Source organism: Butyrivibrio sp. WCE2006, assembly GCF_000701985.1.
Classification (GTDB): domain Bacteria; phylum Bacillota; class Clostridia; order Lachnospirales; family Lachnospiraceae; genus Butyrivibrio.
This window is the reverse complement of sequence record NZ_JNKH01000023.1, coordinates 1-11,941: the sequence shown is the minus strand read 5'-3', so window position 1 is coordinate 11,941 and position 11,941 is coordinate 1. Positions and strand designations below refer to the sequence as shown.

9 protein-coding genes are annotated in these 11,941 nt (G+C 39.5%); 1 reads left to right on the top strand and 8 read right to left on the bottom strand.

The window, feature by feature from the left end:
* Positions 1–29 precede the first annotated feature (29 nt).
* From T501_RS13250 to T501_RS13230, 5 genes are all read right to left on the bottom strand, one after another.
* On the bottom strand, positions 30–524 hold the full coding sequence (locus tag T501_RS13250; RefSeq protein ID WP_081843159.1) for a Mini-ribonuclease 3: 495 nt from the start codon (positions 522–524) through the stop codon (positions 30–32).
* Positions 525–569: 45 nt separating this feature from the next.
* Positions 570–1,133, bottom strand: coding sequence for a 2-C-methyl-D-erythritol 2,4-cyclodiphosphate synthase (ispF, locus tag T501_RS13245; protein ID WP_044915307.1), 564 nt, complete (start codon positions 1,131–1,133; stop codon positions 570–572).
* Positions 1,134–1,235: 102 nt separating this feature from the next.
* Positions 1,236–1,541, bottom strand: a complete 306-nt coding sequence (locus tag T501_RS13240) for an AzlD domain-containing protein (RefSeq protein WP_026511976.1) — start codon at positions 1,539–1,541, stop codon at positions 1,236–1,238.
* Positions 1,534–2,253, bottom strand: coding sequence for an AzlC family ABC transporter permease (locus T501_RS13235; protein ID WP_026511975.1), 720 nt, complete (start codon positions 2,251–2,253; stop codon positions 1,534–1,536). Before T501_RS13235 ends, T501_RS13240 begins: the two co-directional genes overlap by 8 nt.
* Before the next feature lie 52 nt (positions 2,254–2,305).
* Positions 2,306–3,502, bottom strand: coding sequence for an alanyl-tRNA editing protein (locus T501_RS13230; protein ID WP_044915306.1), 1,197 nt, complete (start codon positions 3,500–3,502; stop codon positions 2,306–2,308).
* A gap of 241 nt (positions 3,503–3,743) precedes the next feature.
* Here T501_RS13230 and T501_RS13225 point away from each other — a divergent pair, with 241 nt between their 5' ends.
* Entirely contained in the window at positions 3,744–5,465 is a 1,722-nt protein-coding gene (locus T501_RS13225; protein ID WP_044915305.1) for a methyl-accepting chemotaxis protein, read from the top strand.
* A 119-nt stretch (positions 5,466–5,584) separates the two neighbouring features.
* Here the strand turns inward: T501_RS13225 and T501_RS13220 are convergent, their stop codons facing one another.
* The 3 genes from T501_RS13220 to T501_RS13210 form a co-directional block, all read right to left on the bottom strand.
* The gene (locus T501_RS13220) at positions 5,585–6,919 is read right to left on the bottom strand and encodes an MATE family efflux transporter (protein ID WP_044915337.1); all 1,335 of its coding nucleotides are present in this window, start codon (positions 6,917–6,919) and stop codon (positions 5,585–5,587) included.
* A 570-nt stretch (positions 6,920–7,489) separates the two neighbouring features.
* A complete protein-coding gene (locus T501_RS13215; RefSeq protein ID WP_044915304.1) occupies positions 7,490–9,271 on the bottom strand; it encodes an alpha-amylase family glycosyl hydrolase in 1,782 nt (593 codons plus the stop codon).
* 856 nt (positions 9,272–10,127) lie between these two features.
* Positions 10,128–11,531 (bottom strand): zinc ribbon domain-containing protein, encoded by a 1,404-nt coding sequence (locus T501_RS13210; RefSeq protein ID WP_044915303.1) that lies wholly within the window; start codon positions 11,529–11,531, stop codon positions 10,128–10,130.
* Between the last annotated feature and the right edge of the window lie 410 nt (positions 11,532–11,941).

Here is an 11,941-nt window from a genome sequence, read left to right as displayed (position 1 = left end):
TCTGTGTAATAGATATTCTACGTTCCTGCTTATCTTTCTATAACTGATATTCCGTCCTTAAGAAGCTCCAGCAGTCTTTTCATATCGCCCTTTAAGTACAGATATCCGCAGAGTGCTTCAAATCCTGTAGCTTTACGATAATCCGTTACGCTTTGGTTTTTCGCGCTGGTGTATGATTTTGCATTTCTTCCGCGCTTATAAACTTCACACTCTTCCTCTGTAAGCTGTGGCTCCAGATATTCTACTATTTTGGCCTGAGCCGCCGCATTTACATACTTTATTTTTATCTTATTAAGCTGCCCTGCAGGTCTGTTAGCTTCCTGAACCACTATACTTCGTATTATGATTTCGTACACACTGTCGCCAATAAATGCCAGTGCAAGAGGGCTATATCTGTTCATGGGTTCGCCGGGAACATCAAAGCACTCTCTCACCGCTCCTGCCAAATCCGGAAAACCGGTTTCCTTTTCAGGAATTCCATCACCAGTATTTTTTAAATTACTATCTTCAAAATTATTATCCATTAAAACTCCAACAAATCGTAATCCTTAAGATTATTGGTAAATAATTCAAGTGTTCTTGGCACAACCCGGGCAGGATTCACATCCGCCTGCAGGTGCCTCACCTGTCTGATAGGTCACATTTTTTGTGTAATATTCAATCGGGCTTGCTAAAAGACAAACCGCCTGAGATGCTATTCCCTCACCTGCTCCGGTGAAGCCAAGTCCTTCCTCGGTAGTTGCTTTTACGCTCACCTGCTCGATATTTATTCCAAGAGCATCCGCAATGTTCTGACGCATCATATCGATGTAAGGTCTGAGTTTTGGAGCCTGACAGAGAATTGTTGAGTCGATATTTTCTATTAAATATCCGTTCTCCTCAAGCATTTTCCCTACTTCTGATAATAATTTTACTGAATCTGCTCCCTTGTACTTAGGATCAGAATCGGGGAAATGTTTTCCGATATCCCCCAGAGCTGCTGCCCCAAGGAGCGCATCACTAATCGCATGCAGCAAAACATCCGCATCCGAATGACCAAGAAGCCCTTTTTCATAGGGGATATCAACTCCACCTATGATGAGCTTTCTTCCTTCTACTAATCTATGAACATCATAACCAGTTCCAATATGCATGTTAATTTCCTTTCAAAACTAAAAATCATGTTTTGAGGGTCAACAAGTCAGAATGCTATTTAAGCACGCATTATCGCATCATGACCTTTTGCCCCATCATCATTATATTAAAAACCATTCTACCACAAATACAACTGCGCAGGCACAGACCGCAACAGTAAGGAGACTCTTTTTCCTGAACGCAAGTACAAGTGCCACAGCAAATCCAACAATGGACGCCCTCATATCATCCGACGCATGAAGAATCGCCGGAAATGTCATGGCCGAAAGAGTCGCGTAGGGCACGTAATGCAAAAAAGACTTCACAAAAGGTGAAGTGATTTCCTTTCTGATAAGCGTAAGCGGCAGCATACGTACAAGATATGTAACGATTGCCATTACAAAAATATAGCCGTAAATATTATGCATCTGCAGTCTCCTCGTCTATTTTGGGTGCAAGGACTGCTGCCAGTCCCGCGATTACTATCGTCACAATAATTATCCTGAAGCCCGAGGATATATTTTTCAAAACTGGTGCATAAGTAAAAATAGTACTCATGGCCATTGCACCGATAACAACCATCATTATCGGTACGCTCTCCCTTGCATCAGGGATCACGATTGCAAGGAACATTCCGTAAATAGCAAGTCCCAGCGCACTTATCAGTCTGTGCGGCATAATAGCGCCTGCAAATGCCCCAAGAAAGGTTCCAAGAACCCATCCAAAAACCGAACAGATTATGAGGCCGTACGAATATGCAGGATTCAGTTTTCCCTTCCTTGTAACACTTAGCGCAAAGATCTCATCCGTAACGCCGTAGGCGATAAGGAATCTGTGAATTGTACCAACCTTTGGTGAAAGCTTCTGGGACAACGCGGTACTCATCAGCATATATCTGATATTTACCACAAGCTGCAACAGAGCCATCTCTGCAAAGGTAGCATTTGTCACTATAAGATCAAGGGATGAAAACTGCCCTGCACTTGTCACATTCGAAAGAGACATAACAGATGCCTGAAAAACAGACAGTCCCGCCTCTGAAGCCTGAATTCCGAATGCAAAGGATACCGCCAGATATCCAAGGCAAATGGGAATTGCATCTATAAGCCCCATTCTAAACTCACTTGTATTTTTCTCCATAACCACTCCTCAATTCCCTCTATGGTAACAGTACGTTCACACCTTACGGTGCTCACTGCAACGCTGCAAAAACTCTCCTGATATCATCAGCTCCTGCGCCTTCGACGCTCCCCTGGACCATGGCAGATTTTCCGCCTCCACGGACATTGCAACACTTTTTGAGCTCAGATAGGACATCATTGCTATTTAGCCCTTCTGCGCTTCCTATTATAAACCTATAGCCGGAATTGTCATCTCCAAAAAAGATTCCCTGATAGCCGCCTCTGTCTGCAACCATGGTATTAACAACTCGCCTTATTACATTTGGATCCATGCCGCCGTCTGTAAAAAGGCATGCATTTTTCATATCCGCAGGAATTTCAGTTGCATCCTTCATAAGAAGCTTTTCTGAAGCATCTGAGAGCTTTCGCTTAAGCTCACTTATCTCCTCCTGCTGCTTTTCAAACTGAGAAGGAACATTGTCGATAGAGGTTGACATTGATCCGGCGAGCTTAAGGATCATATCATGCTCATCAGCTAAATACTTAAGCGCCCTGAATCCACAAAGAATGCTGACTCTTGTTCCACCTTTATAATTCTGGGAACCTATCACCTTCAAAATACCTATTTCTCCGGTTTTTCTGACATGAGGCGCACAACATGCACAGATATCATACCCGTCTACTTCCACAATTCTTATGGCTCCCGTGAGCTCCTTTTTGCTTCGATAATCAATAGACAAAAGCTCCTGCTTTGTTGGATAAAAGGCCTTTATCTCGCGGTTTTCATATATAGCTCCGTTGACCTTTTTCTCAATATCAAAAAGATCCTCTTCTGAAAGTTGTCCGCTATAATCCATGGTCACCACGGAATCACTCAGGTGGAAACCAACATTGTCGTAGCCAAACTGCTTATTAACAATGCCTGAAAAAATATGCTCTCCTGAGTGCTGCTGCATATTGCTAAAGCGATGTATCCAGTCAATTACACCGGAAACCTCTGCTCCTTCAGATATGGCTTTATCAACATAATGATAAATGACCTCATCCTTTATCTGAACATCGATGACATTTATATCATCCTCTCCCTGCAGTGTGATTTTCCCCTTATCGGGTGTCTGTCCTCCCTCCTCCGGGAAAAACAGGGTTCTGTCAAGGACTGCAATGAATCTGTCATCACTTTTCTCATCCTTTTTACAGCTGATTACTTTTGCTGTAAACTCCGTTTCGTATGCATTTTCGTCATATAATTTAATTGTTTGTAAGTTCATAATGCACTTATTATACCTTAAAATTTGAATAATTTACCCACCATCCTGATTTTTTGAAAATTTCTATCTGTTCGACCTAATTAGTGTTTTGACATCCATAGCAAAATCTTCCGTAATTATGCTCGCAATATTTATTAAAAATTGATAACTTTTTTTCGTATATTAAGCAAAACAATTCTTTTGGTTGTAAAATGAAATTAGGACACAATTTCTTATTGTTTCTTCTTAAATGGAGGCACTTATGGAAGCTAAAGCAAAAAACGGGAAACTGGTTTTAAAGCTTATAATCATAGCTATTAGCGCAATTATTGGCATTTCGGTAGTTCTTACTACGATCAGTGCTGTCGAGATCACAAATACCTACAATAACATGATCCAGGAAGAATTAAAGGTCGCTGCAGAGCATCTTCAAAGCGAAATGAATTCTGTATGGGATGGTGACTGGTTATTTGTAGATGGGCAGCTTTATAAGGGTGAACAGAATGTCATGGAGGAATATCAGGATCTTATGGATGAACTCCATGAACATACAGGAATTGAATATTCACTGTATTATCAGGATCAGCAAATTCTTACGACCGTTCTTAATAATGGCAAAAGGCTGTCAGGTTATAAAGCATCTCAGGAAACTTCTGACCATGTATTAAAAACAAAATCCGAATACTATGCTCCCAAATCAACAATCCAGGGATCCGACGAGAGATATTATCTCTATTACGCTCCCATGACCAATACGGATGGAAGCATTGCCGGCATGGTATTTGCCGGAAGAGCCGTTGATGATGTTGAAGCAGCCATCAACAGGATTCTTTTTGGTATGATTGCCATAGCAGCTTGTCTTGTTGTAATTCTATCCATTATCGGATTTGTAGTTGCCAATAAAACTTCAGTAAAAATGCGTGCAATAGCAGATGAGCTTGGCCTTCTGTCTCAGGGTAATTTAAAGCTCAACATAGATGAAACCTCCATATCAAGAAATGATGAGATCGGACTTCTTGCTGACGGAGCCAAAACTCTTAGTGATAAACTTGGCGAAGTAATTAGAACTACAGTTGATATGTCCAATGAGCTAAAGAGATCCGGCACAGATCTTTCTGATTCAGCAAGTCAAGCTTCCCAGGCCTCCAACCAGGTAAGTGAAGCAATAGATGAGATATCTAAGGGTGCCGTTTCACAGGCTGAAAATGTCGAAACAGCAGCCGGCAATACTCAGGAAATTGGGAACAATATCGAAATCGTGACAGATAATGTTGATCAGCTTCATTCATATGCCAAGGAAATGAAGCAGTCCTGTGAAGCAGCTATGGATGCTTTGAACAGGCTTATTGCCCAGAGTACAGAGGTTCAGTCTTCCGTTAAAGAAATCGGCCAGACCATTGATTCTACCAATGAGTCTGCAAAAGAGATTTCAAAGTTCTCAGAAGCCATCACAAATATCGCATCACAGACCAATCTCCTTTCTCTCAACGCCTCCATCGAAGCTGCCAGAGCCGGAGATGCCGGAAAAGGCTTCGCAGTCGTTGCTACCGAGATCGGTCAGCTTGCTATTCAGAGTAGTGAAAGCGCAGATGAAATCAAGAAGATCGTCGATAAGCTTGTTTCTGACTCTGAAGCTTCAGTAGAAGTAATGCAGAAGCTCAATTCCAACTTTGAAGTGCAGGGTCAGCAGCTTGATGATACCAAGAGCAACATGCAGAACATGGCAGAGAATGTAGATAATGTATCTGAAAGCGCAGAGAATATTTCCTCCCGCATTGAGGAGCTTAATTCCGCAAAGGATCAGCTCGTAAATATCATTTCTGATCTGTCAGCTATTTCAGAAGAAAACGCAGCATCTGCCGAGGAGACAAATGCTTCCATGCAGGAACTTAATGCTACCTTCTCAATAATCACAGAGGCAGCCAGCAGCTTGCAAGACCTTGCCTCCAACATGACCGACGCAATAAGCTACTTCAAACCTTAAAAATTGGTGAATGATACGCCCCGGGTATATATATTCCACTTCATCCTCTGTTGCAAAAAACGCATAATCGGCTGAAATGGAATATATATATACCCGGGGCTACTTTTTGGCTCCATCTTCTATTTATTTAAGGTTTTCACCTTGTCTATTTTTTTTATCCATTTTCCACTTTTAAGTCGGATGACGCATACGATGCATTTTATAAATTGGTCTATTCTGAGCATTATGAACACCCAGAATCCGGGCCATTTTAGTACAAGGCCTGTCAGAGCGCCCAGTGGTATGCTGCAGATCCATAGGAAGATGATGTCTGCGACCATTAAGAATTTTGTATCTCCGCCGCCTCGTAATGTTCCTTTTGTAAGTATGCTGTTAGCAGCCTGAAACCAGATAACGAACGCAAGCGCAGTCATAAGATCCTTTGCAAGGATTGCTGTCTCAGGTTCTATCTTGTACGCACTTATAACGAGATCTGAGATAGCAAGAATGAGCAGGCACCCGATACCACCAATCAAAAAGCCAAGTGCAGCGAAGGTAATTCCCTGACGCTGAGCTTTTTCCACTTCTCCTTTTCCCAGGGTTATGCCTGTAATGGTGCAGCTTGCCTGACTTATGCCCTGAATGACAACAGTTGCAAGTGACATTACCACAGTTGTTATGGAATTGGCTGCAACAAAACTCGCTCCTATGTGGCCCATAACCACTGCTACTGCGCTATTACCCAATCCAAGAAGTGTATCAGATACAAGTACAGGTATTGAAATGCGGATATACTCAGGAAGCAGATCCCCCACCTGCAAAGCAAGATCAGGTATACGGAGTCCGATATTTGTATCTTTAAAAAGAAGGAATCCAAAGATAATAGAGAATTCAACAATTCTGGCTATTAGGGTTCCAAGAGCTGCACCGTTTACTCCCATAGCCGGCGCTCCGAGTTTACCAAAAATAAATACCCAGTTACAAAAAATGTTCAAAAAGAATGAGCAACAGCTTGCCAGAAGTGGCACATGTGCTTTTCCTACACTTCGCAGCATCAGACTTGATGTAACTGCAAATCCATTTAAGTAGTAACACGGTATCGAGATAAGCAAATATCCTGTTCCCTGGCGGATTACCTCTTCCTCAGCGGTAAACAGTCCCATTATGCCTCCTGGCATAATAAAAGTGACAACTGAGAAAAATGTCGCCACTATAAAAAGCATCCTGAACATGATATTTACAGACTTTTTCATGCTGAGACGATCATTCATTCCAAAAAATCTACTGACCAGTACACTTGCTCCCATTCCAAGTCCCATACACATTATCTGAAAAATGGTAATAAAATTGTTGGCAAGTGTGGCACCGCTCATTGGTGCCTCTCCCAGCTGCCCAAGCATCATGTTGTCTGCCATATTCACGCCTACAGTAATCAGCTGCTGCAGTGCGATTGGAAGAGCGAATGACACTAGCATTTTATAAAAAGATTTATCTCGTACAAATAACTTCACTTCAATATTTCCTCTTTTTCATATATTTTTCCCTCATAATTTGTCCTAAGTAGGCCGCTTACAGTAGATTCCTTAAGATGGTCTACTATTTTTTGATTCTAAGCAGGACTTTTTTGTAAAAGATTCTTTATGATGGTCTACCGCTTTTTGCCCTGATGATAACTCCTTTCGTTAGCTATCTTAGAATAGTTTACAGTTTCCATCATCAGCCTGACAATATCTTCAACCTGAAGAATTTCGCTTGAAAAGCAATATTACGAAAATATATCATCTATATAACGTACATATGCAGTCACAACAAAGATATTTTGAATTTTGACTCCTCATTTTCTTAATATCGCTCATTACTTTGCTATTATACGACAATTATTTCAGTCTGAATCTTGCTAATTTGACAAATGACTGTATGTGCTTTATATAGCGTTTTTATTCTGTCTAAATATTGTATTTTTGTACAGTCTATATCTCAATTTTTTAGATAAGGACTTACAAAGGTAAATTGTTAGAGTTTATTAGCTTACATAAGTCATGTATTTACCTTATGAAGCTTTTAACCCAATTCACCAGCGAATCATGATGCGTATTATTGTAAACATCATTTCTCATCTGATCTGTAACATACCCGTTTTTCTCCATAATGGCGAGTATAGCTTCTTGGAGACCTGCTATTACGCCTTCTTCGTAGGTACCCTTCGAATCTGATATGGATTTTGCTTCTGAATTCTTTTCAGAGATTCCTGCAGAATCCATTTTAGATTCAATTACCGGATTTGATTCAGCAGTTACTTCGGAAGCTGTTTCAAAGTCCTCTCTTTCAGTGTGAGAATCAGCTTCGGTTCCTTTGATATCAGAATGTGTATCATTCTTTTCTTTAGTACCTGATGCACCCTTATTTTCCGAAGCATCTGAGATCTTCCCTGCTTCTGTAATTGTCTGCAGTTCTACCAGCTTTTTCTTCTTATTTCCTTTTTCTGCAGGAACCCAGATTTCACCGGAATTTGCTTTAACACAAACCTGAATACAACCATTATTAACAGTTATACGCTCTCCAAAAAGTGCGCCGACATATTCAACAGAATTTCCCGCAGGAAGCGTAAGCATGCAATCATTATCATCGTTATTAACAGTAACTACGACGCTTCTTCCATCATAGTTTCTCGAAAATGCATACTGTCTGTTTTGCAGATGAAGCTCCTTGTAGTCTCCATAGGAAAGCTCAGGCGTTTCGCTTCTTACTTTTCCAAGTGCAGCAACAAGCTTTGTCGCCGGGTTATTTTTTACAGAATCCTTGTAGTCCTTGATATTCAAGGCCGGACGAAGTGAAGCATCTGATAATTTTTCCTTGCGTCCTTCAATTGCAAACTCAGAACCATAATAGATTGAAGGAATTCCCGGCAATGTGTACAGAAGAATATGTACCGGCGTAAAGTGAGCCTTATTACTCAGCTTTGTAAATATCCTCTCAACATCATGGTTATCCACAAAATTGTAGAGCTTAAAGCCCTGACCGGAGCTGCCGCCCATCCCATCAAGCCATCTTTGCGTGTGAGCGATTTCAAAGTAGTTGTGATCATTATGCCCCGAGTACAAAGCCTTATGCATGACATAATTAGTCACAGAATGAAGCGTTCCCTCATTAACCCATCTCGTATAATCTCCGTGAATGACTTCGCCCATGAGCCAGAATTCAGGCTTTACTTCGTTAGCCACCGCTCGCAGAGCCTTCATGAAATCAAAATCAAGAACATCCGCAGCATCAAGCCTTAGACCATCTATATCAAATTCACTTACCCAAAAACGTATTGTATCACAAATATAATCCTTAACCTCAGGATTTCTCTGATTAAGCTTCACAAGGAGATTAAAGCCTCCCCAATTGTCATAAGAAAAGCCGTCATTATACTCATTATTTCCCCCAAAATTAACATTGCAGTACCAATCTTTGTAGCGTGAATTCTCCCTGTTTTCCTTGATGTCTTTAAACGCAAAAAAGTCCCTTCCTGTGTGATTAAAAACGCCATCAAGAATAACTCTTATGCCTTTATCATGACACTTTTTCACAAACCGCTTTAGGTCCTTGTTGTCTCCAAGACGTGAATCAAGCTTCCTATAATCTGTAGTTTCATAACCATGTCCGACAGATTCAAACAAAGGACCAATGTACAGCGCATTACAGCCAATTTCTTTAATATGGTTAATCCACGGATCAAGCTCTTTTAACCTATGTGTAACGCCATCATAACTGTTTTCCTTCGGTGCTCCCAAAAGACCAAGAGGATATATGTGATAAAAAATCGCCTCATCATACCAAGCCATACAGATACCTCCATGCAATATTTACAGATTACTGCCACTTTGCAAAAACATCTCTTACGCTATTTCGATAATACAATTATAAAATATTATTCAAAATTTGCATAATTTTTCTCATCACTCTTGTGCTACCTATTTCGTCACCAACAAAAGCGGTTCTCATACTCCCAGAAACGTGTTGAAAGCTAAATTACATACATATCCTATGTTCGACCAATTTTGTAGTATTCTTGTCTGTAGCTAAAAATTCGAATACAGGAAAAAAAGAAGCTTATAAGTTACATTAAGAAAAATCCGAAAGTGAATACACGTGATGTAATACATTATACGAGTGCTGAGCTCGGACTATATGCAGACTCTAAGAAAACAGAGTCGGAGATGTTGGTATAGGTAATAAATAATAATTTATTTCTTAAGCAGTATGTGATGATAACCTACTACTTTTTTTCGAAGAAATATTTTTGAAAAACTGACATGGATAAGAACAGATCATCAAAGAAATATTTCCAGATACGAGGAAGCCAAGGCAAAAGCTCACTAAGTGCTAAATGCATCAAATTTATTTACGTACCAATTTGCCTTAGTGACTGGATCGTAACTGCTTGCCGTCTATCATAAACTCTCTCATTCTTGATGTAGCTCAGTATTAAAAAACTCCAAGTATCCAAAAAGGTGCATTTGGCAACTGCCAAATGCACCTTTAACTTATTATTGGGATATCCTTTTGTATTAAATATTACAACCGAATCATATCCATACTATCTACAATTACAAAAAAACAAGCAAGCAAAACCAGTTCGATCAACTTGATATTTTGAGATAATCTATGCGTATATCCATTCCTCTTTCTTATGAATATTTATCGTTCTACATATACCGTTCCACGTACATCATCAATAATATATCCATCGTCATAAATCATATAAACAGGCTTTCCTTTTGAGTCACCTTCAAATGCGACATATATATTTGCGGACATACCAGCTTCAATGTTGTCAATATTGAAGATGTTACTATAACCATCAATCTTTTCATCAAATATATAAGATGCGTCGCCAGCATAATAATTATCAATATATGCGTTCATGCTGTATCCAGCTAAACTGTAATCTACTGCTGATGTACCAGTATTATTTATTGTATATTTGAATACAGTATAGGGTTCAGCTCCTGTGATAGAATTTTGGTAAACATAATCGGTCACTCCCTGAAAGACAATTTCATATCCATCATTAAATATAACCGTACCTTCACCGATGGCATTTCTCCTAATAGCTATCGCATCATACATAGATTTAAAGGCAAAATCATCTGTTTTTATGTCATCCTGAGTTACTGTCCAAATTAGCTCAGACTTATAGAAAAACTTAAGTTCAGACCAATTAGTGGGTACCTCATAATCTTGAACTGTAATCATCTGAGTATGGTCTGCAAGTTCTGCTGAATAATATTGATTTATACCATCACACTCTACATTTATATACTGATCTACATCCTCAGTCTGAACTCCATCAGCATAGCATGTAATATCCTCAGGCGAAACAGTACTCTCTTTATCTGAGTCATTATAAAAATCAAAAAATGCCATGATAACTTCATGACCAGCAGTTATGTCGTTATTTTCTCCGAGTTCTGTTGGCAAATATGACATTCGTTTTACATAAGAGAGACCAGCATACACATTATCTCTTTTCCCAATATCACCAACCTTCATATTTTTGAAATCAGCTGCTGTTGCAATTGCTGATTCAGATGATGTGTCTGCTGCAAAAACGTCTTCAGATACAGCTTCTTCTGCTGTTTCATTGACTGTCGCTTCTACAGATTCAGTTTGTTTTTCGGACTCTTTTCCAGTTTCTTGGTTTGTACTTTGTTCAATATTTGAATCCTTACTTCCAGATGAAGGACTGAAAGCTATCAACAGTATGATTACACCTATAACAATGGCAGCTATTGATAGACCATGTTTATGTACCTTTTCCTTATCTTTCACAAGATCAATTATTGCCAAAACTATACCGATTGGTCCAAAAAAGGAAAGAAAAAAGGCAGCAATTGCAAAACCAGTATGTTTTTTTCTAGTAGATGCTTGAATATTGTTATAATGCACTCCACGACCCATATTTAAAGTATTATTATATGTCGGCACATCTTGTTGGATAGTATTATTCTGATTTTGTGGTTTGTTGTTTTGATGTATTGCCGTTCCACAGTATGAACAAAAATTCCCTGTAACCTCTGCGCCACAATTTGGACATTTCATGAAATAATTCCTCCTATAAACAGTTATCAACATTTGTCTATATTATCACAAACCAATAATTAATTTAATCAGATCAGGGATAAAGTTAGATGTCTATAATAGGTCTAATTGTATTTTATGCTATCCAAGAAATGAATAGCCGATAGTTACAGTTAAAGTTTCAGGTAAATAGACCTATACAATTTACTAAAACAATATATCTACATATTATCTTAACACTACACATGTTCGCATATGTCAATAGCAGTCTATCCACATACTTACTCATTTTTCCACTCACTTTGCGATAGCTTCCTATAGCTTGCCTGTCAGACCATTCGCGTACTTGTTATATTTGTGACTCCCTCTGCGGGAGCTTCATTGTGGCTGCCTGTAAGTCCATTCGCGTACTTGCTCTATTTGTGACTCCC

Excerpts from the sequence above, each read along its gene's own strand:
- T501_RS13250 (WP_081843159.1), bottom strand. The coding sequence starts at position 524 with ATGGATAATAATTTTGAAGATAGTAATTTAAAAAATACTGGTGATGGA.
- ispF (WP_044915307.1), bottom strand. The coding sequence starts at position 1,133 with ATGCATATTGGAACTGGTTATGATGTTCATAGATTAGTAGAAGGAAGA.
- T501_RS13240 (WP_026511976.1), bottom strand. The coding sequence starts at position 1,541 with ATGCATAATATTTACGGCTATATTTTTGTAATGGCAATCGTTACATAT.
- T501_RS13235 (WP_026511975.1), bottom strand. The coding sequence starts at position 2,253 with ATGGAGAAAAATACAAGTGAGTTTAGAATGGGGCTTATAGATGCAATT.
- T501_RS13230 (WP_044915306.1), bottom strand. The coding sequence starts at position 3,502 with ATGAACTTACAAACAATTAAATTATATGACGAAAATGCATACGAAACG.
- T501_RS13225 (WP_044915305.1), top strand. The coding sequence starts at position 3,744 with ATGGAAGCTAAAGCAAAAAACGGGAAACTGGTTTTAAAGCTTATAATC.
- T501_RS13220 (WP_044915337.1), bottom strand. The coding sequence starts at position 6,919 with ATGCTAGTGTCATTCGCTCTTCCAATCGCACTGCAGCAGCTGATTACT.
- T501_RS13215 (WP_044915304.1), bottom strand. The coding sequence starts at position 9,271 with ATGGCTTGGTATGATGAGGCGATTTTTTATCACATATATCCTCTTGGT.
- T501_RS13210 (WP_044915303.1), bottom strand. The coding sequence starts at position 11,531 with ATGAAATGTCCAAATTGTGGCGCAGAGGTTACAGGGAATTTTTGTTCA.